The sequence below is a fragment of the Achromobacter sp. ACM05 genome, assembly GCF_019218915.1.
GTDB classification, from domain to species: domain Bacteria; phylum Pseudomonadota; class Gammaproteobacteria; order Burkholderiales; family Burkholderiaceae_B; genus Achromobacter; species Achromobacter animicus.
Genome location: NZ_JAHUWQ010000002.1, coordinates 665,016 through 685,555 on the forward strand (window position 1 = coordinate 665,016; position 20,540 = coordinate 685,555).

The following is a 20,540-nucleotide window of genomic DNA, read 5'->3' on the forward strand; positions in this document are numbered from 1 at the left end:
ACCTATCTCTGAAGAAAATAAGGGGAAATGAGGGAGACGCCGTACAGCAGCACCACGAACAGCGCCAGGTCAAACAGCGCGGGGTGCCACACCAGGCGATACAGCCCGGCGCGCGCCAGCACGCGGCGCACGCCCCAGGCCACGGCTAGGGTGACGACGCCCAGCACGAGCAGCCAGGGGAAATAAATGCCGTAGAGATTGAATTCGCCAATCATGATGCTTGGCCCTCCAGGGTCGGATGGGCGGGTTGATAATCGGGCGCGTCGGGAAAGAAGGCGCGGCGGATGCCGACCAGCGCCACCACGGCGCGGTCGCGCGCATGCGGGCCTTGCGGGGTGGCGGCCACACTGCTCAGCGCGCGATCAATCTGCGCCAGGAACTCGGGCGTCTTGTCCTGCATGCGGCCCGACGAACGGATCTTGAAGAACTGCGCCAGGCTGTTCAGCACCGGCTGGATCGTGGGCTCGGCCATCGGCAGTTGGCGGCGCGCCCGCTGCAGCTCGGTGATGTCGCGGCCCACGCGCAGGTCCTTCAGCGCGTCGGCGGCCACCAGATCATCGGGCCGTTTTGCCAGCGCCAGGCGCGGCTGCAACAGGCCGATGCGGTCCAGCATGCGGGCGGTGTAGGTATGGCGCGACGGCGCGCGGGGCGAGCTGGCCAGCGTCGCCAGTTCCTTCCAGTTGGCGGCCTGGATGCGGCGCGCGCTCCAGTCGACGCTGACGGTGCGGAAGATGGCGGCAATGATCGCGGCCGTGGCCACGCCCATGCACTGCGCAACCTGCGTGTCGATGAACGACACGACGTCGGCGGTGTTGGTGTCCTGCAGCGCCATCGTGCCCAGGAACCCGAACAGCATGGCCATGGCCTTGCCGGTGCTGGCCGGGCGGGCAATAAACACGCCCAGCACGAAGGCGGTCGGCAGCATGGACAGCGCCAGCATCTCGAACGAATGGATGGCCGGCATGATGCCCAGCAGATACAGCGCCGACAGCGGAATGGAATACACCGTGTAGGTCAGGAACTGCATGATGCCCGGCACGGGATTGTCCTGCGACGCAAAGAAGCAGCTGAAGATCGCGGCCATCAGCGCGGCGGTAGCGCCGTTGCTCCAGGCCGTGCCGATCCAGAAGAGGCAGCAGACCGAAATCGCCAGCGCCGCGGCCAGCGCCGACAGCAGCGCCATGCCGTGGTCGCGGTGCAGCGCCGAGTTCGGATCGCGGGTCGTGCGCGGGGCGCGAACCGGCGCGCCCTGCAGCCCGGCCCGGATGTCGCGGCGCAGCGCCAGGCATTCGTCATAGGTGTCGATCAGTTCGCGCAGGCGCGCCATCAGGCTGGCAAGCAGCGCGTCGCGCCACGTGGAGCGGCTGTCGATGCCGGGCGTCAGCCGCGTCACGGCGGCGCGCAACTGGACGGCGGTTTCGTGCGAGGCCTGCGGGCCGGCGTTGATCCATTCCGAGATATCGGCAAGCAGCGACTGCACGGGTTCGGACAGCGGCTGGCCATTGGCCTGCAAGGCGCGCATACGGTCTTCGACGGCGGACACGGCCGGCGTCAGCGCCGCGATCTGGTCCTGCATGGCGCGCACGGCGCCCGCGGTCCAGCGCAGGTTGCTGGTGTCGAAGGGAACGTGCGTGGATAAGAGGCGCAGTTGCGTGATGTCGTTGGCCAGCTCGCGGCGGTCCTTGTCGCGCTGTTCGGCGGTCTTGCCGCTGAGCGTGTCGTGCATCCAGTTGCGCGCATCGCGCACGGCCTTGTCCAATTGCAGCGTCAGCGCGGGCGCCAGGCCGCGCGGCAGCACGATGCTGTGGATCAGCGTGGCGCACACGATGCCCAGGCTGATTTCCTCGACACGGGCCAGCGCCGTGTCGAACACCAGGGAAGGGTCGGTGACGCTGGGAAAGCCGATCATCGCGGCGGTGTAGCCGGCCAGCATGAACAGATAGGACCGCGGTGTGCGGTCCAGCACCGACATGTACAGGCAGGCGCCCACCCACAGCACCATCGCGCCGGTCATGACGACGGGCGAGTTCGACAGCCGCGGCACCATGTACACGGTGGCCGCCGACCCGAAGAAGGTGCCGACCAGACGGTACAGCGCCTTGGAACGCACCGCGCCGGACCAGGGCTGCGCCACGACGTAGGCGGTGGTCATGGCCCAGAACGGACGCGGCAAACCCATGCTGTAAGCCAGATAGAGCGCCATGATGGCGCTCAGGTAGCTCTTGAGCGAGAAGATGGTTTCGCGGACGTTGGGCAGTTTCATGGCCGGGCGTCCTCTTGCGCACCGGCGCCGCTGCGGCCCAGCGACACCTTCATGGCGTCGAAGACGCGCAGGCAGGCTTGCAGATCGGATTCGCTGACGTCGTGAAAGATGCGGCGGCGAAGTTCAACCAGCACGTCTTCGACCTGCGCGCGCAGCGCGTGGCCGGCTTCGGTCAGGTGCAGGGTGCGTGCGCGGCGATCGTGGGGGTCTTCGCGCCGTTCCATCAGGCCGGCGGCCACAAGTTGATCCAGCACGCGCACAAGGGAGGGGCCTTCGACGCCCAAAGCTTCGGCCAGCGCGCCTTGGCGAACTCCGTCGCCAAGACGGCCGGCCAGAATGACGGGCCACGCAGTCGCTTGAGAAAGGCCGTAGTCGGCGAGCGCTTTATCGGCGGCGCCGCGGTAGGCGCGCGACAGCACCATCAGGTTGGCGGTGGTGGCCATGAGCTGGGAGTCGGATGGAGTAAGCATGAATTCGATTGTATCCTATCTATTAGCTTACTAATGATTGAAAATGGCGACTATCGCGATAGATTCTTTCAATTGGGAAGATGGCGGTGCGGTTTTCCGTGGGTGGAAAACTGAAGGCGGGCCCGAAGCCCGCCTTCATGCGCTATCGGGGATCAACCGTTGCAGTCGGCCCAGCAGTTCGGCGTTTCGTACAGACGCACGCGCGTCAGGCGCAGTTCGGCGCCGTAATGGCCGTGGTATTGCGGCGCCAGCGTCTCGAAAACGATGGTGGCCAGGTTTTCAGCGGTGGGAATCCGGTCCAGCACGACGGTCTTGTGGCCGGGCAGGGTATCCAGAAAGCCGCGCACGGCGTCGTCGCCCTCGTAGACCAGGAACGCATGGTCCCAGACGTCCACGATATGCGTCTTGGCGATTTGCTTGATCTCGGAGAAGTCCATGACCATGCCGTTGTCGGACTCGCCGGGCGCCTGCACGATGTCACCCGTCAGCGTGATTTCCAGCACGTAGCGGTGGCCGTGCAGATTGCGGCACTGGCTGCGGTGGTCGGGGATGCGGTGGCCGGCGTCGAACTCGAGCCTGCGGGTCACGGAAATCATCGCGTGCTCCGCAAGGCGTGGGGGTAAATCATGGAATGCCTATGTATTTGTGGGTTTGCAGGCTGAGCCGCCATTGCGGATGCTGCATGCAGTATTGAACGGCCTGCTCGGTGTTGGCTGCGCGCGCCGGTCCGTCCATGGGTTGCAGGAAGAAATGCTCGAAATCCAGATGTGCGAAAGCGTCGGGCAGGGCGTTGAGCTGCGGATAGACCAGCTTGAGCTCATTGCCGCGTTCGATCACGACCGGGGCCGTCCCCTTGGGGCTGACGCAGATCCAGTCGATGCCGGCGGGCGGCTTGATCGTGCCGTTGGTTTCGATGGCGACGGTAAAGCCGCGGGCGTGGATCGCGTCGAGCAGCGGCGCGTCCAGTTGCAGCAGCGGCTCGCCGCCCGTAAAGACCACGTAGCGGTTGCCGGCGTCCGGGCCCCAGGCCGCGGCAATGGCGTCGGCCAGCAATTCGGCCGTGGCGAACTTGCCGCCGCCGTCGCCGTCGGTGCCGATGAAATCGGTGTCGCAGAAGGTGCAGGCGGCGCTGGCACGGTCGCTTTCGCGGCCGGTCCACAGATTACAGCCCGCAAACCGGCAGAATACCGCCGCGCGGCCTGCGTGGGCGCCTTCGCCTTGCAGGGTCTTGAAGATTTCTTTGGCGGAGTAAGTCATAGGAGATGCGGGCGGCAGGGCGCCACGGAATTCGAGCAAAAGCGCACTATTTTACTTGGCGCGGCCGATATCCGCCGAAAGACCCTGCAAGACGGGTCCGCCGCCGGGCGGCGCATGGCCGCTGTGTCGCGCCAAGCCGCGGATCCAGCGGTTTCAACCGCCGGGTGCAGGAAGACGGCCGGCCCTGTAGACTTCCCGCCTATGTTTCACGTCCAAGATTCGCTTTTCATCGACGAGCGCGACCTGACCTTCACCATGATTCGCGCCCAGGGCGCGGGCGGGCAGAACGTCAACAAGGTGTCCAGCGCCGTCCACCTGCGCTTCGATGTGCGCGCTTCCCGCCTGCCGCCCGAGGTGCAGGATGCGTTGTGCGCCGTCAACGACCACCGCATCTCGAAAGAGGGCGTGATCGTCATCAAATCGCAATCCTTTCGCAGCCAGGAAAAGAACCGTGCCGAGGCCATCGAACGGCTGGTGGGCATGGTGCGATCAGCCATCCAGGTCGACAAGCCGCGCCGCCCCACCAAGCCGACGCGCTCGTCGCAACGCCGCCGCGTGCAGCGCAAGGTGCTGCATGGCGAGGTCAAGCGGCTGCGCGGCCGGGTGCAGGGCGACTAGAACGCACCATGGCCGACGCGCGCCGCCGCTATCTGGTCACGCTGGCCGGCGTGTTCGCCGTCATCTGGGTGGCGCTGGCCATCAATCCGCACGACCGCTCGGCCTGGGCGCTGGAGAACGCGCTGGTGCTGGGACTGGGCTTCGTGCTGTTTGCCACGCGGCGGGCGTTCGTGTTTTCGCGGGTGTCATACACGCTGATCTTTCTGTTCCTGTGCTTGCACACGGTGGGCGCGCACTACACGTATTCGCTCGTGCCGTACGACGGCTGGTGGCGCGCCTTGACCGGCCGCACCCTGAACAGCGTGCTCGGGTGGGAACGCAACAATTTCGACCGCGTCGTGCATTTTTCGTATGGGCTGCTGCTGGCCTATCCGATCCGCGAGATCTTCCTCCGGGTGGCCGAGGTGCGCGGCTTTTGGGCGTACTTCCTGCCGATGGACGTGACGCTGTCGACCTCGGCGCTCTACGAACTGATCGAGTGGGGCGCCGCGGAGTTCTTTGGCGGTGACCTGGGGGCGGCCTACCTGGGCACCCAGGGCGACATCTGGGACGCGCAGAAGGACATGGCGCTGGCGGCGCTGGGCGCGGTGATTGCCATGGCCATCACGGCGCTGGTCAACTGGAAGGCACAGCGCGACCTTGCCCGTGACTGGGCCGATAGCCTGAAGCCGGAGAGCCGCCGGCCGGATCGCCGGGCGCAGGACCGCCTGCCGCAGGATCGCGCGACCGGCGCCCGAAATCCTTGATTGCAACAGGGGCATAACGATATATCGGATAAACCCGATATATGATTCGATAAATTGCGATATACCAATATGACCGCAACTTCCTCACCCTCCGACCAGAACGCCGCGCAACCCGCGATCGACGCCGACGCCATCCTCAAGGCGCTGGCCAATCCGGTTCGCCGCGACATCCTGGCCTGGCTGAAGACGCCGCATGCGTATTTCGAGGAGCGTCCGGGCCACACCTTCGAACACGGGGTGTGCGCGGGCCACATCGATGATCGCTGCGGCCTGTCCCAGTCGACGGTCTCGTCGCATCTGGCCGTGTTGCAGCGCGCCGGCCTGATTTCGGCGACCAAGGTGGGGCAGTGGGTCTTTTTCCGTCGCAATGAACCCGTGATTGCCGCATTTCTGCGGCAATTGAATCTGGATATGTAGCCCGTCTGCCATACCCGCAAGCGCCCCATTGCCGGGACGAAAGGATTTTGCATGAACCCCCTGTTTGAACCGCTGAAAGTCGGCGACCTGACCCTGCGCAACCGCGTCGTGATGGCGCCGCTGACCCGCCAACGCGCCAGCGCCGGCCGCGTGCCGAACGATCTGATGGTCGAGTATTACACCCAGCGTTCGGGCGCCGGCCTGATCCTGACGGAAGCCACGGCGGTCACGCCGCAGGGCGTGGGCTATGCCGACACGCCTGGGCTCTGGTCGCCGGAGCAGGTCAAGGGTTGGCGCAAGGTGGTCGACGCCGTGCACGGCAAGGGCAGCCTGATCGTCGCGCAGCTCTGGCACGTGGGCCGCATTTCCGACCCGATGTTCCTGGACGGCGAACTGCCGGTCGCGCCCAGCGCCATCGCCGCCAAGGGCCACGTCAGCCACGTGCGCCCCAAGCGCGAATACGTGACGCCGCGCGCGCTGGAAACCGAAGAGATCCCCGGCGTGGTCGAAGCCTACCGCCACGGCGCGAAGATGGCGAAGGAGGCGGGTTTTGACGGCGTCGAGGTGCATGCCGCCAATGGCTACCTGCTGGACCAGTTCCTGCAGGACAGCACCAACCACCGCACGGACCAATACGGCGGTTCCATCGAAAACCGCGCGCGGCTGCTGCTGGAAGTGGTCGACGCCTGCGTGGCGGTGTGGGGCGCGGGCCGCGTCGGCGTACATCTGTCGCCGCGCGCCGATGCCCACGACATGGGTGATTCGGATCTGCCGGGTCTGTTCGGCTACGTGGCGCGTGAATTGGGCAAGCGCGGCATCGCCTTCATTTGCGCCCGCGAACACGAAGCGCCCGACAGCCTGGCGCCGATGATCAAGGCCGAGTTCGGCGGCGTTTATATCGGCAACGAAGGCTACACGCGCGACACCGCCGAGGCCGCCATCGCGGCCGGCAAGGTCGACGCCGTGGCGTTTGGCGTGCCGTACATCGCCACGCCCGACCTGGCCGAGCGCCTGGCGCGCAAGGCCCCGCTGAATACGCCGAATCCGGCCACCTTCTACGCCTCGGGTCCTGAAGGGTATACGGACTATCCGGCGCTGGCGGCCTGAAGCGGCGGCCTTTCAGAACGCGGCGCGCATCGGATAGGTGAACAATCCGAAGTGCGCCGCGTTCAAGCCCAGATGCGCCAGCACGGCGGCGCCCAGACCGCCGTAACGATAGGCCGCGCCATACGCCGTACCCGCCAGGCCAGCCAGCAGCATCCACTGCCAACCGCCCGCGTAATGGGCCAATCCGAACAGCAAGGCCGCCACAGCCATCGCCGCCCACGCGCCCCATGCGCGATGGCGCCACCACTGCGCCAGGCGTTGCTGCACATAACCTCGGAACAGCGCCTCTTCCGCCAGCGTCACCAGCAAGGCGTTGTTGATCAGCCAGATCCAGCCTGACGCCGGCCATTTTGGCGCCCATGCCACCACGCCCAGCGCCAGCGCCAATCCCAGGCAGACCGCCACCGCGGCTGCGCAGGCGAGGATCGCCGCCTGCATGGTCAGACGCGCATGGGCCGCGGCCATGGGCGGCGCCAGCGCCAGCACCACCCAGAAGCCCACGAGCGGTTTGTCCAGATTCAGGTACATGCTGAAAGGAACTGCATCCGGACTGAGCGGCGCGGGATCAATCACGCGCAGGTTGTGAAAGCCGGGCAGCAGATGTGCAAAGAGCAGCACGGCCAGGATCACGAAGAGTCCGTGCCCGGCCATGCGCGCGGCCGGCCCCGCGTGGGATCGCACCAGCGCCGCGGCAATCAGCAGCAACGCGGGCCATGCGAGCGCAACGAGGTCGACCGATCCGTCGGCCAATGCCCAGGCCCATGTCACCGCCAGCGGGGCAAGCGCCCAGCGGCGCGTGCAGGGCGGCCATAGCAAGGCGGCGGCCAGGAACAGGGCAAACCAAGGCATGACAGGCGGCATCGACAGGCGGGCGGCAATCGCAAAGGACCGAGTGTAAGCGCGGTCTTCGCCAACCTTGGCGCTTTCGACGCCGGCGAGGTTGATGCGGCCAACGCCAACGCCAACTTCAGCTCCAACGCCGGCGGTGCCACTCGTGCCGCCCGAGCCCCCATAGCGCCTTTGCCTTCCCCCGCTTTTCAGGCGACCATGCGGCAGCGGCGGCACACGCCCCGCGCGTCCGGCGGACATCAAGCCGCCAGCAATGGAGTCAGGAATGAAGACAATCGCGTGGTTGATGTTGGCGGCGGCGCTGCTGCCGTTCGTGTCCACGATCATCGCCAAGGCAGGCGGCAAGAAATTCGACAACAACGATCCGCGGGCCTGGCTGGCCCGGCAGGAGGGGTGGCGCGCGCGGGCCAACGCCGCGCAGGTCAACACCTTCGAGGCGCTGCCGTTCTTCTACGCCGCCGTGCTGTTTGCGCTGTATAACCAGGCGTCCCCCGCGCACGTCGCGACGCTGATGGCGTGCTGGCTGGGCACGCGGCTGGGCTATCTGGCGATGTACCTGGCGAACTGGGGCGCGCTGCGCTCGCTGGTCTGGACGGCGGGCGTGGGCTTTGTCATTGCGATCCTGTTCGCGGGCGTCTGACGCGTCCGGCGCCTTTGAACAGGATAGGGGGCGCGGCCGTATCAGCCGCGCCTCAGCGCCATCACTTCCACTCGAACATGGCGCGCGCGGTGCCCGAGCCTTGCACGGTGACCTCGCGCTCCTGCGCCTTGCCATCAAACGTGGCCGAGATGCGGTAGTTGCCCGCCGGCAGCTTCACCAGCATGTAGGGCCCCTGCGCGGTCGTCTGCAACACGGCCTTGCCCTGCGCATCCCGGATCGCGACGGTCACGTCGGCGACATAATCGGCCTTGCCGCCGCGTTGCGCAGCAAAGGTCAATGCCAGCGGATAACTGCTGGACGCGGCTTTCATGGATTCGGATTCGTCAATGCCGATGCCGCCGCTGACATATTCGATAGCGCCCTGGTGCTGCACGGGCGGCATGGCTGCTTGGGCGGTGGACAAGACACCCGCTAAAGCAAAGGTGCCCAGGGTCATGGCGGCGGTGATCGTGCAGCGTTCAAAACGTTTGTTCATGGAGTTCTCCTGCAGAAAAACCGGCGTGGCAGCGCGTTGTGGCTGCCTCCGCCGGTAGCTTGCAACCATTCGACGTGCGCGCGCAAGGCGAGTTCGCGTCCGTCCGCCTCGGAAATCAACCGTTTGTATCAAGCGCCGCGCATCAAACGCCGCCGCCGGCCGTTTGCCAGGAAAACGTCAGGTGGCTGACGCCGCTGACCGAGCCGTCCGGGGCGAACCGCCGTTCCTCCAGTTCGCCGGCGCCGTCGCTGTGCAGCGCCATGACGCTGGAACTGCGCGTGCCATATTCCGGGCTGACAATGAACGGGCTGCTCAAGAGGCGTTCGCGCGCCAAGGGCAGGCCGGTGGCCGGCAGGTCGGCGTCGTCCGCCGGGCTGCGGTCGCCAAGCGCGGTAAACAGCGCGGGCAGGTCGGGCTGCGACGGATGTTCCAGCACGGCCGAGAACGCCGCCTTCGTGCGCGCCAGTTTGGGCCAGGGCGTGTCCAGCAGATGGTTGGACAGGGCGTAGATGCCAGGGTCCAACGCACGCGGCCCGCCGTCGCGATTGCTCAGATACCACGCCTGCCGCGTGTCGCCCACGATCAGATTGAAGCCGTTGTACGCCTGGTCCATGGCGTGCACCGTCTCAAGGTAGGCCTGCGGCGTCATTTCGCCGCGCAGAAAGTCCTCGACCAGCGCGCCGCGCGAAGGGGCGTTGTCCAGATGCCGGCCGGGCTCGCGGAAGTTGGTGACCAGCGCATAGCGCCCCTGAACGGTTGCGCCCATCCAGGTGCCGCCCGCCTGACCATCGCGCCCGGCGTAGATGGCTGGCGCGTCGGGCCATTGCGCCGCGGGAAGGGTGGGACGCGCATGAAATTCGTCGCGGTTCGCGGCGATCAGCACAGGGATGCCGGGCAGCGTATGCAGAGCCAGTACGGCAAGACACATGATTCAGACCTGATGAAGGGGGGAAGGGGCGGCGGGGCGGCCGGGCGTTGCCGTGAAGTCGGGGCCGGCCAGCGTGACGCGCAGGGATTCGATTTCGGCGGCGACGTCCCGCAGCGCCGGTGATGGCGCCACGATGGGGGCGGCGGGCACGGGCAGGCCTTGTTCGACGGCGGCCGCAATGCCGTCCAGCGCGGCGGCCAATTGGGCGACCTGCGCGGCGGCGGGCGCGTCCTGTCCGGCGGGCAGCGACCAGGCCGTGTCCGAAATCGCGTTGGCCACGCGTTCCAGTGCGACTTCCACCGGCCACCAGGCCAGTGCGCGGCGGCTGACCAGCCGGGGTTCGGACAGCCCGCGCTGCAGGGCGATGCGCAGGTCCGACAGGCGCGCGTAGGCGCGGGCGCGCAGGTCATGCCGGTTGCCGGGGTCGGTCTGGAAGACGGTGTTTAGGTAGGCCGCCAGCGTGGACGTGGCGGCGGAAACGGCATGGTCCAGGTTGCTGCGTTCGATGCGGATCCACGGCAGGTAGCCCACCAGCAGCACGATGGCCGCCGCAACGCCCACATCGATCAGCCGCGCCAGCGCAATGGCCCAGCTTCCCGGCTGCAGCGCCCCGATCAGCAGCATGAGGATCGGCACCAGAATCGCCGAGAACAGCCCGTAGTTGCGCCGTATCGACCACGGCAGCAACGCGGCCAGCGCAGCAACGGTAAGCAGGCTGGCCAGACCGCCACGATCCAGCGCAAGCACGGTGGCGCTGATCGCCACGCCGACCACGCTGCCCGCGCAGCTTTGCAGCGCGCGCGCGAACACCGAGCCGAAGTTGGGCTTGAACACCACCACGACGATCAGCGGCACCCAGTAGGACCGCGGCAGCGCGGCCGCCAGGGCGACGGCCTCGGCGGCGACGAGGCACAGGCCCAACCGGACCAGGTAACGGACCGTCGTCGGCCCGGGCCGGTACGTGCGGATCAGCACCCGCCACGGCGTGCGCGCCGGTGCGGGCTGCAGGGTGGCGAAGGCGTCGGCCTCGGTGGCCTCGCTGGCTTCACTGGTCCCGGGGCCCTGGTTGGCCTGGCTGGCCCGCGCGCCGTGCAGCAGCGGCCGCACCTGTTCCAGCGCCTCGGCCAACTGCGGCATGCCGGCGCGGTGCAGCGCGGCGATGTCGTCGCGGGCGTCCGGTGGCGCATCGTTTTCGACCCGGTCGGCCAGATGGTTCATGACCCGGGCACATTCGTCCGGCAACACGCGGCCGGCGCGCGCCAGCGCCAGCGCGGCGTTGGTGAGCGGCGTGCAGGCCTGCAACTGTGCGGCCAGCCGCGCCAGCCTGGGCGACGGACCCGCCGACCGGCCCCGCGCGGCCAGGACGGTGTCGTAGGCCGTGGCCATGGCGGCTTCCATGTCGCGGCGCGCGGCCATCACGCGCGAGGTGCCGATGGCCGCGAACATCGCCGCCAGCTTGCGGTAGGCCTGCGCCACGGCGGCCCGCTCCGGCGCGATCGGGTTGACGACCCAACCGGACAGCGTCAGCGCCAGCCCGAACAGGCCGCCCACGCCCACCAGCACCGGCGGCAGCCAGGGCGGCAGCGTGGGCGTCAAGCTGGAGCCGACGATGACATACGTGGCAAATTGCAGCGTCGCGACCGCGGCGATGTTGTTGAAGGTGCCGACCAGGCTGGCCGCCAGCACCAGCAGCGTCATGCCGGCGGACGTCCACAGGCCGTGGCCGGACATCAGGTTGCCCAGCAGATAACCGAACGCGCCGCCGAACACCGTGGAACCGATGGAAAGCGCGCGGCTGCGGTAGGGGCCGCCGTTGTCGCCGGTGATGGCGGGCAGCGCGCCCAGCGCCACCAGCGCGGCCGCCGCACCCTGGTCCAGCGCCATGCCCACCGCGGTCGGCAGGCCGATGGCCAGGGCGGCGCGCAGCATCACCCAGGGGTTGACCGGCGACGGCTCCATGTGCGCCAGGCTCATCAGCCAGCGCATGTTGGAGGCGCGCGCGCCGTGGGTCATCAAAGGGCGGGACAAGGTGGCCTCATGGGCGGCGCCGGTCAGGCCTTGATCAGCGGCGCCTCGTCGGGCGCGGCCAGGCGGAAGTAGTCGTCGGTGTTCAGGAGGATGGACGCGTCCAGGCGTCCGGCGTTGAACACGATTTCGTCGTGGCGCTCTCGCAGGCTGGGATCCACCAGCAGCGTCAGGTCGGGATTGAAGCTGAAGGGCGGGATGGCGCCGATCTCGCAGCCCGTGAGTTCACGTGCCAGGTCCTGCGAGGCCAGCGAGGCCTTCTTGCCGCCCGCCGCCCGCGCGATGGCGTCCAGGTCGGCCTGTTTGTCCGCCGGAAAGACGGCGAGCACGTTCTTGCGCTGGTTGGACGAGATCTTCACGCGGCAGACCAGCGCCTTGGCGCCCTGGCTGACCTCGGTGCCGCGGATGGCGGCGACTTCGACGGACTTGCCGGCGGCAGCGTGTTCGAGCAGGCGGTAGCGCGCCTGATTCTGGATGAGCAGGGCTTGCAGGCGTTCAAAGACTTCCATGGGACGGATGGGGCAGAGGCGGGCCGGGAGTCGGCCCTGTACGCGGAATCATACGCCCGCCGCGCGTCAGATTTCCCCGGTGAACGCGTAGCCCCAGCCCCAGACGGTGCGAATGGGCAGTTCCACGTCGACGTCCTGCGCCTTGCGCCGCAGGCGGCTGACGACGACGTCCGTGCGGCGCATGGACTCGCGGCCGGAATGCGGGTCGATGCCAGGCGGATCGCCGCGCGGCATGCGCTTGTCCGGCGCGCCGGTCAGCTTGAGCAGGAACTCGCGCTCGGCCTGGGTCAGCGCCAGGCGTCTGCCCTGGGGGCTGACCAGCGTCCAGGCGGCGTCCAGGAATTGCCACTTGCCGGTCGGCTCGGCGGACGCCACGGGCGGCGGCGCGGGCCGGGCATCGGCCTCGGCCGCCCCGCGGCGGTTGGCGGTGGTGGGGACCCGGCGCACCAGCGCCTGCAGGGCTGCGGCGATTTCGCCGGTGACGACCTCGGGCGAAAAGCAGGCGTCGGCGCCGCAATGCAGGCCGAGGATGCGGTTCTCAGGGGTATCGAAGGCGGAAATGGCAACGATGCCGGCGGTGGTGTCCATGGCGCGCAGACCTGCGACGGCCATGCAGAGATCGGTGAATTCGGCCTGCATCACGAGCAGCGGGGTCCGGCGGGCCTGAAACAGGCGGAACAGTCCGTTGGAGTCTTCGCAAGGGCGCGGCGAGAACCCCATTTCGGCCAGTTCGTCGCTACGGCGGACGCGCTGGCCGGCGTCGGGCGCGAAGACGATCAGGTCTAATAGGTCATTCATGAAATCGTTGTAAACATCATGCAGCTTGAGCGCTTGCATGATGACGGGATACCGCGCTTTCCCAAGCCCCGCACAACGACACTTTCCTACCCGAATTCTCGAACATGGCCGCGCAGAGCGCGTTTTGCGGGCTTACGGGGCGGGAGCAACCGCCTCATTCCACCAGCCGCCGCCCAGCGCTTGTAACAGCGCCGCCGTGTCGGTGTAGCGCGCGGCATCCGCTTCGATGCGCGAAATCCTGGTCTGCAACACCTGCCGCTGGCTGTCCAGGAGGCTCAGGTGGCTGATGCCGCCGGCCTGGTAGCGGCCCGCCGCGATGCGTTCGGCCTCGTCTGCGCGGCGCCACGCATCGTCGTAGGCCGCGAAGGCGTCACCGTCCGTCTGCAGCGCGCGCAACGCATCGGCCACCTGGCGAAAGCCGTCAAGCACCGTCTGGCGAAATGATGCGGCGGCAGCGTCATACGCCGCTTCCGCCGAGCGTTTGCGGGCCCGCAGCTCGCCACCATGAAAAAGGGGCTGAACCAGCCCGAGTCCCAGGTTCCACACGTTGACGCCGTCTGACAGTTCGTTCACGCCCGTGCGCTGCGACCCGAAACTGGCGGTCAGCGTGAACTGCGGATACAGGTTGGCCGTCGCCACGCCCACGTCGGCCGACGCCTTGCGCCACAGGGCTTCGGCCGCCAGGATGTCGGGCCGCTGGCGCGTCAGCGCCGACGGCACGCCGGTCGGGACGTCGGGCGGCAGCGTCAGGTCCGCCAGGCGCAGCGGCGGCGTTTGCAGGGCGGCGGGCAGCACGCCCAGGTAGGTGGCAAGCTGGTGGGTCACCTGCGCAAGCTGGTATTCAAGCGGCGGGACGGTGGCGCGGGTCTGCGCGACCAGCAGCTCCTGGTTGCGCAGATCGGCCAGGGCAATGCCCCCGGCGTCCAGGCGCTTGCGCATGATGTCCTGCTGGCTGACTTGCGCCGCCAGCAGGTCGCGTGTGGCGGTCAGCCGCTCGGCCAGATCCGCCTGGCGGATCGCGGCGGTGACCACGTTGGCCGCCAGCGACATGCGCGCCGCCTGCAGTTCATGCGCCTGGTAATCCGTTTGGGCGGCCAGGCTTTCCAGCTCGCGGCGGTTGGCGCCGAACACGTCCAGCGTGTAGGACACGTCGATCGAGGCGTTGTACAGCGTGAAAGGCGGGGGCGGCTCGGCCACCGGCACGCCGTAGGCGGCGGGATCGACCTTCTTGCGCGCCGCCGACAGATTGCCGTCCACCGCGGGCAGCATGCGCCCGCCGGTGTCCGCGGCCAAGTCTTCCTGCGCCTGCCGCAAGCGCGCACGCGCTTCTTCCAGCGTGGGGCTGGCGTCCAGCGCCTGCCGCACCAGCCGGTCCAGCGCGTCCGACCGGAACAATTGCCACCACTGCGCGGGAATGTCGGCGCCCGCTTGCAGACGCTGCTGGCCCGCGGGCAGCGCGTCCTGCCCGTTTGGCGTATAGGCTGCAACGTCCGGCGCGGCGGGCGTATCGAAGTCGGGGCCGACCGCGCAGGCCGACAGCAGCGCGCACAGCGCCATCGAGACCAGGGGACGGGAAGCGGGCATGAAGGCGGGGCAGGACATGGGCTTCAATCCAGGGTGCGGCGGTAGAACTTCACGGCGGCGGTCATGACGATGACGGTGAACAGCATCAGGGGCCAGATGTTGGGCCACAGGTCCCACCAGCCGTTGCCCTTGAGCAGGATGCCGCGGATCAGCCGGTTGAAATACGTCAGCGGCAGCAGGTTGCCCAGGTGCTGCGCCCACATCGGCATGCCCTGGAACGGAAACATGAAGCCGGACAGCAGCATGTTCGGCAGGAAATAGAACATGGTCAGCTGCATCGCCTGCAGCTGGTTCTGCGCCAGCGACGACAGCGTGATGCCCACGGTCAGGTTCGCCGCGACGAACAGCAGCGCGGCCAGGTACACGGACAGCAGGCTGCCCATGATGGGCACGTGGAAGACGAAATGCGCCGCCGCGAGAATGATGCTGGCCTGGATCAATCCGATGGCGATGTACGGCACGATCTTGCCCGTCATCACCTCGATCGGCCGCACCGGCATCGCCAGCAGGTTTTCCATGGTGCCGCGTTCGCGCTCGCGGGTCATCGCCAGTCCGGTCATCATCACCAGCGTCATCGTCAGGATCACGCCCATCAGCCCCGGCACGGTGTTGTATTGCGAGATCTGCTCTTCGTTGTAGAGCTGGTGGATGCGCACGTCGAAAGGTGGCTGGCCGCCCGCCAGGCTGGCAAGCGGTCCGGTCAGATCCTTTTGCGCGACGGCCTGGGTCAGCTGCGTTGCTGCGCCCAGCGCCATCCCGGTCGCCATGGGGTCGGTGGCATCGGCTTCGATCAGCAGCGCCGGGCGTTCGCCGCGCAGCAGGCTGCGCGTGAAATCCGGCGGAATGGTCACGACGAACAGCACGCGGCCCTGCGCCAGCGCGGCGCGGCCCGCTTCTTCGGTGTCCAGTTCCTCGACGATGTGAAAGTAGTCCGACGACCGCATCGCCGCGATGAAGCTGCGCGTGAACGGGCTGTGGTCCGCCGCGATGATGGCGGTGGGCATCTGGCGCGGATCGGTGTTGATGGCATAACCGAAGAGCGCGAGCTGCATGATCGGCAGGCCCACGATCATGCCGAAGGTAATGCGGTCGCGGCGCAGCTGCAGGAACTCCTTGAGCACCATGCTCCACCAGCGCGACCACGAAAAGCCGTTCAGGCGCGCGGTCATGGCTGGCCCGCGAAGTTGTCGGTGGACCGGTTCATCAGGTAGATGAAGACGTCCTCCAGGCTGGTGTCGATGCGTTCCAGACGCAGATCCTGGCCCGCGATGGCCGCGCGCAGCGTGCTTTCCAGCGTGGCCGCGTCCCGGCCGCTGACGTGCAGCGCGGATCCGAACGCGACCGTCTGGTCAACGCCGGGCGCACTGCGCAGTTGCTGGCCCAACGGCACCAGGTTGACGCCGTGGATCGCCCAGGTGGTCAGTTGCTGCTCGGCGATGACCTCGTCGGCGGTGCCTTGGGTCAGCAGCTTGCCGTACGAGATGTAGGCCAGCTTGTGGCAGCGTTCGGCCTCGTCCATGTAATGCGTACTGACCAGCACCGAGATGCCGCGCGCCGCCAGTTCATGCAGCTGTTCCCAGAAGTCGCGCCGCGCCGTCGGATCCACGCCAGCCGTGGGTTCGTCCAGCAGCAACAGGCGGGGCTGGTGGAGCAGGCAGGCGGCCAGCGCCAGGCGCTGCTTCCACCCGCCTGACAAGGATCCCGTCAATTGCCCGGCGCGCGTTTGCAGCCCGAGGTCCTGCAGGGCGCGGTCCACGGCTTCCTTGCGCTGCGGCATGCCGTACATGCGCGCGACAAAGTCCAGGTTCTCGCGGATGGTCAGGTCCTCCCAGTACGAGAACTTCTGCGTCATGTAGCCGACATTGCGCTTGATCTCGGCGCTGTCGCGCAGGATGTCGTAGCCCAGGCATGTGCCGCTGCCGGAATCCGGCGTGAGCAGGCCGCACATGAGGCGGATGCACGTCGTTTTGCCGCTGCCGTTGGGCCCCAGGAACCCGAAGATCTCGCCTTCGCGAACCTGCAGCGACACGTCGTTCACGACATGCTTGTTGCCGAAGTGCTTGTTCAGGCCGCGCACGTCGATGACGTTGCTGCCGGCGTCGGGCGCGTTCATGGCAGCGTCGCCTCCACCGGCTGACCCGGATGCAGCCGCGCCGCCTGGTCGGCGGCGGGGCGGGCCTCCACCATGTACACCAGCTTGCTGCGGCTTTCGCGGCTGTAGATGACCGGCGGCGTGTATTCGGCCTGGTCAGACACGTAGTCGATGCGCACGGGGATCGGATCGCCGCAGCCGTCGCAGCGCAGCGTGGCCTGCTGGCCGATCTTCAGCGACCCGACCACCGTCTCCGGCACGAAGAACCGCACCTTGATGTTGCCGGGCGGCAGCAGGCTCACGACCGGACTGCCGGCCGGCACCCATTCGCCTACGCGGTACATGGTGTCGAAGATCCGCCCGGCGGCCGGCGCGGCCAGCTGCTTCTGGTTCAACGTCCACTCGGCCTGCGCCAGCGCGGCGTCGGCGGCCTCCACCTGGGAGGCCTGCGCGCGCCGGGCCTCGTCGCGGCCGGGCAGCCGGTTTACCTCGACCTGCGCCTGAAGTTCGCGCACGCGCGCCGCGTCCGACTGCGCCTGTTCGCGGCTGTCGTCCAGCTGCGAGCGCGCGATCCCGCCGATGCGGAACTGCGCGTTGTCGCGGGCCAGCTGCGCCGCGGAGCGGCGGCTGGCGGCCTGCGCCTGCGCCAATTGCGCCAGGCTGACGTCGACCTCCGGCGCCCGCTTGCCGGTGGCGATGTCCTCCAGTTGCGCGCGCGCCGCGGCCGCTTCTGCCTGCGCCTGATCGCGTGCCGCGGCCTCGCGTGTGGCGTCCAGTGCGTACAGCGGCTGGTTGGCGTCGACCTGCTGGCCGCGCCGCACCGCCAGGGTGTCCAGGCGACCCGGTTCGGACGAGGCGACATACACGTAATCGCCTTCGACATAGCCCTGATAGAACGGCTGGTCGTTATTGCCGCAGCCAAACAGCGGCAGCAAGGCGAGGGGGGCGGACAGGCGGCGTAAGGTGCGCATGGTCAGCGTCCTGGAGTCGGGGAGGGTAGAGACGGCGCGAACAGGCCGCCGGTCAGCATGGCGATGGCGTGGGCCGCAATCGCCTCGTTATCGATCGACTGCGCCACCGGGTCGTCCTGCCAGATGCGGCGCCACAGGTTGGACGTGGCAAGCGGCAACAGGGTCAGGCCCAGGATGGAAAGGAACACGAGGCGCGGTTCCACGCCCGGCGTGATGGCGCCGCGGCGCTGGCATTCGGCGATGAGGCCCGCGAACGCCTGCAGCCGGTCCGACGGCAGATGGCGCAGCACGCGATCTCGCAACTGGCCGCCTTCGTTGACGACCTCGTGCATCCACAACGACGGCAGCCAGGGCTTTTCCGTGGCGCTTTGCACCACGCGGCCGACCACTTCGGTGATGAAACCGCGGGCGGCGGCGGCCGGGTCGGGCGGGGAGCCGGGCCCGGAGGCGGGAGCCCCGTCGATGACGGCCCCACCGCCCTCCAGCGGCACCGGCGCCCAGACAAATCCGATCACGGGCACGATCCGTTCCAGCACCACCGCGTCGATCAACTGATCCCGGCTCTTGAAGTAGTAATGCAGCATCGCCGGCGTCACGCCCGCACGCTGCGCAATGTTGGCGATGGTGGTGGCGGCGACGCCCTGGGCGGCGAACAATTGCGTGGCCAGATCCAGCAGATTGGCGCGGGCGGCGGCGTTGTCCGGACGGGGCGGGCGGCCGGGCCGGCGGGCGGGAAGGCGAGTGGGGGAAGACATGCGGCCGATTCTAATTAAAGACTTAATTAATTAAAAGAGGGTTCGATCAACAGGGTTTCAAGCCGGCCGCACGGCCATGGGTGGTGTAATGGGCCGGTTCCCCAACCTGCCGCCCGGGGGTGTCCGCAAGGCCCGGCCGGCGCTACGAAGGAGACCGAACCTCATGCCGCAATCCGCATCCACCAACCGCCGCATCGTGCTGGCCGCCCGGCCGCACGGCGAACCCACCGATGCCGATTTCCGCCTGGAAACCGGCGACATCCCTCAACCGGGACCGGGCCAGGTGCTGCTGCGCACCGTCTATCTGTCGCTCGACCCCTACATGCGCGGCCGCATGAGCGACGCGCCGTCCTATGCCGAGCCCGTGCAGATCGGCGAGCCGATGGTGGGCGGCACGGTCACCCGCGTCCACGCCTCCAACAATCCGCAGTTTCAGGTCGGCGAGTGGGTCCTGGCGCAGACCGGCTGGCAGGATTTCGCGGTGTCCGACGGCGCTGGACTCTTGCGCCTGGGCGCCAATCCCGAAAACCCGTCGTGGTCGCTGGGCGTGCTGGGCATGCCGGGCTTCACCGGCTACATGGGGCTGCTGGACATCGGCGAGCCCAAGGCCGGTGAAACGGTTGTGGTCGCCGCGGCCAGCGGCGCGGTCGGCGCAGTGGTCGGCCAGATCGCCAAGATCCACGGCTGCAGGGTCGTCGGCATTGCGGGCGGGCCGGACAAGTGCCGCTACGTGGTCGAGGAACTGGGCTTTGACGAATGCGTGGACCACCGTCAGCCGGACCTGCCCGGGCGCCTGGCAAAGGCGGCGCCACAAGGCATCGACGTGTACTTCGAAAACGTCGGCGGCGCGGTCTTCGATGCCGTGCTGCCCTTGCTGAACCCGCGTGCGCGTATCCCGGTGTGCGGCCTGATCTCGGCCTACAACGCCACCAGCCAGCCCGAGGGCCCGGACCGCCTGGCGCTGCTGATGCGCACCATCCTGACGAAGCGGCTGCGGATGCAGGGCTTCATCATCTTCAACGAATACGCGCATCGCTACGGCGAATTCCGCGAGGCCATGCAGGACCTCATCAAGCAAGGACGCATCAAGTACCGTGAAGACGTGGTCGACGGCCTGGAGAACGCCCCGCGCGGGCTGATCGGGCTGCTCAAGGGTGAAAACGCCGGCAAGCGCATTGTGCGCGTCGGCCCTGACGAATGGAGCGCTACATGAACATCCTGATCGTGCTGACTTCCCACGACACGCTGGGCAACACGGGCCGCAAGACGGGTTTCTGGCTGGAAGAGTTTGCGGCGCCGTACTACGCGTTCCTGGACGCGGGCGCGAAGATCACGCTGGCCTCGCCGCTGGGCGGCCAGCCGCCGCTGGATCCCAAGAGCGACGATCCTGACGCGCAGACCGACGACACGCGCCGCTTCCAGAAAGACGCGGACGCGCAGCGCGTTTTGGCGTCCACGCGCCGGCTGTCCGACGTGCAGGCGTCGGATTACGACGCGGTCTTCTACCCGGGCGGTCACGGCCCGCTGTGGGACCTGGCCGAGGACGCCAAATCGGTGGCGCTGATCGAGACCATGCTGGCCGCGGGCAAGCCGGTCTCGGCCGTGTGCCATGCGCCCGGCGTGCTGCGCCATGCCAAGACCGCCGACGGCAAGCCGCTGGTGCAGGGCAGGCAGGTCACGGGCTTTTCCAATGCGGAAGAAGCCGCCGTGCAGTTGACCGATGTGGTGCCGTTCCTGGTGGAAGACGAGCTGAAAAAGCTGGGCGGGCTGTACAGCAGCGGGCCGGACTGGCAGTCGCATGTGGTCAGCGACGGCCTGCTCATCACGGGGCAGAATCCCGGCTCGTCGGTGGGCGTGGCCAAGGCGCTGCTGGAACGCCTGAAGGACTGAACGCCGTCACGGCACAACGGCAGGAAGGCGAAGCCCGGCCCCGCGCTCGACGCGCGGCGGCCGGACATCGTTGCGGATTGTGTCAGAATTCCGGCTTTCCGATATGCGCGCGCCGCCATGCCATT

At 67.9% G+C, this 20,540-nt stretch carries 23 protein-coding genes; 7 read left to right on the forward strand and 16 right to left on the reverse strand.

The annotated features are described in order from the left end of the window. Positions 1-2: 2 nt before the first annotated feature. From KW836_RS13960 to queE, 5 genes are all read right to left on the reverse strand, one after another. Complete coding sequence (locus KW836_RS13960; protein ID WP_175121775.1) at positions 3-215, reverse strand: DUF1656 domain-containing protein; 213 nt, start codon at positions 213-215, stop codon at positions 3-5. Then, entirely contained in the window at positions 212-2,263 is a 2,052-nt protein-coding gene (locus tag KW836_RS13965) for an FUSC family protein (protein ID WP_218343655.1), read from the reverse strand. Before KW836_RS13965 ends, KW836_RS13960 begins: the two co-directional genes overlap by 4 nt. Continuing rightward, positions 2,260-2,733 carry a MarR family winged helix-turn-helix transcriptional regulator gene (locus KW836_RS13970; protein WP_175121773.1) on the reverse strand — a complete coding sequence of 158 codons (474 nt, stop codon included), beginning with the start codon at positions 2,731-2,733 and terminating at the stop codon, positions 2,260-2,262. The genes KW836_RS13965 and KW836_RS13970 overlap by 4 nt, the downstream gene beginning before the upstream one ends. Before the next feature lie 152 nt (positions 2,734-2,885). Then, positions 2,886-3,329, reverse strand: a complete 444-nt coding sequence (gene queD / locus KW836_RS13975; RefSeq protein ID WP_175121772.1) for a 6-carboxytetrahydropterin synthase QueD — start codon at positions 3,327-3,329, stop codon at positions 2,886-2,888. 28 nt (positions 3,330-3,357) lie between these two features. Further along, positions 3,358-3,990: a 7-carboxy-7-deazaguanine synthase gene (gene queE, locus KW836_RS13980; protein WP_175121771.1), complete on the reverse strand. Its 633-nt coding sequence runs from the start codon at positions 3,988-3,990 to the stop codon at positions 3,358-3,360. A 201-nt stretch (positions 3,991-4,191) separates the two neighbouring features. On the opposite strand from queE, the gene arfB reads away from it, so the two are divergent. The 4 genes from arfB (at position 4,192) to KW836_RS14000 (ending at position 6,878) form a co-directional block, all read left to right on the forward strand. Beyond that, on the forward strand, positions 4,192-4,608 hold the full coding sequence (arfB, locus tag KW836_RS13985; RefSeq protein ID WP_175121770.1) for an alternative ribosome rescue aminoacyl-tRNA hydrolase ArfB: 417 nt from the start codon (positions 4,192-4,194) through the stop codon (positions 4,606-4,608). Between the two features lie 8 nt (positions 4,609-4,616). After that, the gene (locus tag KW836_RS13990) at positions 4,617-5,354 is read left to right on the forward strand and encodes a DUF2238 domain-containing protein (protein ID WP_218343656.1); all 738 of its coding nucleotides are present in this window, start codon (positions 4,617-4,619) and stop codon (positions 5,352-5,354) included. Between the two features lie 69 nt (positions 5,355-5,423). After that, positions 5,424-5,771, forward strand: coding sequence for a helix-turn-helix transcriptional regulator (locus tag KW836_RS13995; protein WP_056560656.1), 348 nt, complete (start codon positions 5,424-5,426; stop codon positions 5,769-5,771). A gap of 51 nt (positions 5,772-5,822) precedes the next feature. Beyond that, entirely contained in the window at positions 5,823-6,878 is a 1,056-nt protein-coding gene (locus KW836_RS14000) for an alkene reductase (RefSeq protein ID WP_175121768.1), read from the forward strand. Positions 6,879-6,890: 12 nt separating this feature from the next. On the opposite strand, the gene KW836_RS14005 is transcribed toward KW836_RS14000, so the two are convergent. After that, on the reverse strand, positions 6,891-7,727 hold the full coding sequence (locus KW836_RS14005) for a CPBP family intramembrane glutamic endopeptidase (RefSeq protein ID WP_239214558.1): 837 nt from the start codon (positions 7,725-7,727) through the stop codon (positions 6,891-6,893). 265 nt (positions 7,728-7,992) lie between these two features. Here KW836_RS14005 and KW836_RS14010 point away from each other — a divergent pair, with 265 nt between their 5' ends. Beyond that, the gene (locus KW836_RS14010; protein ID WP_056560668.1) at positions 7,993-8,367 is read left to right on the forward strand and encodes an MAPEG family protein; all 375 of its coding nucleotides are present in this window, start codon (positions 7,993-7,995) and stop codon (positions 8,365-8,367) included. Between the two features lie 61 nt (positions 8,368-8,428). Here KW836_RS14010 and KW836_RS14015 read toward each other — a convergent pair whose 3' ends face one another. The 10 genes from KW836_RS14015 to KW836_RS14060 form a co-directional block, all read right to left on the reverse strand. Next, a complete protein-coding gene (locus KW836_RS14015; protein WP_218343657.1) occupies positions 8,429-8,863 on the reverse strand; it encodes a carboxypeptidase-like regulatory domain-containing protein in 435 nt (144 codons plus the stop codon). Between the two features lie 142 nt (positions 8,864-9,005). Beyond that, complete coding sequence (locus KW836_RS14020; RefSeq protein WP_218343658.1) at positions 9,006-9,791, reverse strand: NRDE family protein; 786 nt, start codon at positions 9,789-9,791, stop codon at positions 9,006-9,008. A 3-nt stretch (positions 9,792-9,794) separates the two neighbouring features. Then, positions 9,795-11,819, reverse strand: a complete 2,025-nt coding sequence (locus KW836_RS14025; protein ID WP_255595598.1) for an FUSC family protein — start codon at positions 11,817-11,819, stop codon at positions 9,795-9,797. 23 nt (positions 11,820-11,842) lie between these two features. Continuing rightward, positions 11,843-12,325 (reverse strand): YbaK/prolyl-tRNA synthetase associated domain-containing protein, encoded by a 483-nt coding sequence (locus tag KW836_RS14030; RefSeq protein ID WP_175185394.1) that lies wholly within the window; start codon positions 12,323-12,325, stop codon positions 11,843-11,845. Positions 12,326-12,391: 66 nt separating this feature from the next. After that, on the reverse strand, positions 12,392-13,123 hold the full coding sequence (locus tag KW836_RS14035; RefSeq protein WP_175185393.1) for a response regulator transcription factor: 732 nt from the start codon (positions 13,121-13,123) through the stop codon (positions 12,392-12,394). Positions 13,124-13,255: 132 nt separating this feature from the next. Beyond that, positions 13,256-14,725 carry an efflux transporter outer membrane subunit gene (locus tag KW836_RS14040; protein WP_218343659.1) on the reverse strand — a complete coding sequence of 490 codons (1,470 nt, stop codon included), beginning with the start codon at positions 14,723-14,725 and terminating at the stop codon, positions 13,256-13,258. A 5-nt stretch (positions 14,726-14,730) separates the two neighbouring features. Beyond that, entirely contained in the window at positions 14,731-15,876 is a 1,146-nt protein-coding gene (locus KW836_RS14045) for an ABC transporter permease (RefSeq protein ID WP_175121761.1), read from the reverse strand. Then, on the reverse strand, positions 15,873-16,820 hold the full coding sequence (locus KW836_RS14050) for an ABC transporter ATP-binding protein (RefSeq protein ID WP_218343660.1): 948 nt from the start codon (positions 16,818-16,820) through the stop codon (positions 15,873-15,875). The genes KW836_RS14045 and KW836_RS14050 overlap by 4 nt, the downstream gene beginning before the upstream one ends. Continuing rightward, positions 16,817-17,770, reverse strand: coding sequence for an HlyD family secretion protein (locus tag KW836_RS14055; RefSeq protein WP_218343661.1), 954 nt, complete (start codon positions 17,768-17,770; stop codon positions 16,817-16,819). The genes KW836_RS14050 and KW836_RS14055 overlap by 4 nt, the downstream gene beginning before the upstream one ends. Positions 17,771-17,772: 2 nt before the next feature. Then, the gene (locus tag KW836_RS14060) at positions 17,773-18,525 is read right to left on the reverse strand and encodes a TetR/AcrR family transcriptional regulator (RefSeq protein ID WP_218343662.1); all 753 of its coding nucleotides are present in this window, start codon (positions 18,523-18,525) and stop codon (positions 17,773-17,775) included. 163 nt (positions 18,526-18,688) lie between these two features. Between KW836_RS14060 and KW836_RS14065 the strand changes: the two genes are divergently transcribed. Together KW836_RS14065 and KW836_RS14070 are read left to right on the forward strand one after the other, a co-directional pair. Next, positions 18,689-19,738 carry an NADP-dependent oxidoreductase gene (locus KW836_RS14065; RefSeq protein ID WP_175121757.1) on the forward strand — a complete coding sequence of 350 codons (1,050 nt, stop codon included), beginning with the start codon at positions 18,689-18,691 and terminating at the stop codon, positions 19,736-19,738. Next, the gene (locus tag KW836_RS14070) at positions 19,735-20,415 is read left to right on the forward strand and encodes a type 1 glutamine amidotransferase domain-containing protein (RefSeq protein WP_175121756.1); all 681 of its coding nucleotides are present in this window, start codon (positions 19,735-19,737) and stop codon (positions 20,413-20,415) included. Before KW836_RS14065 ends, KW836_RS14070 begins: the two co-directional genes overlap by 4 nt. Positions 20,416-20,540 lie beyond the last annotated feature (125 nt).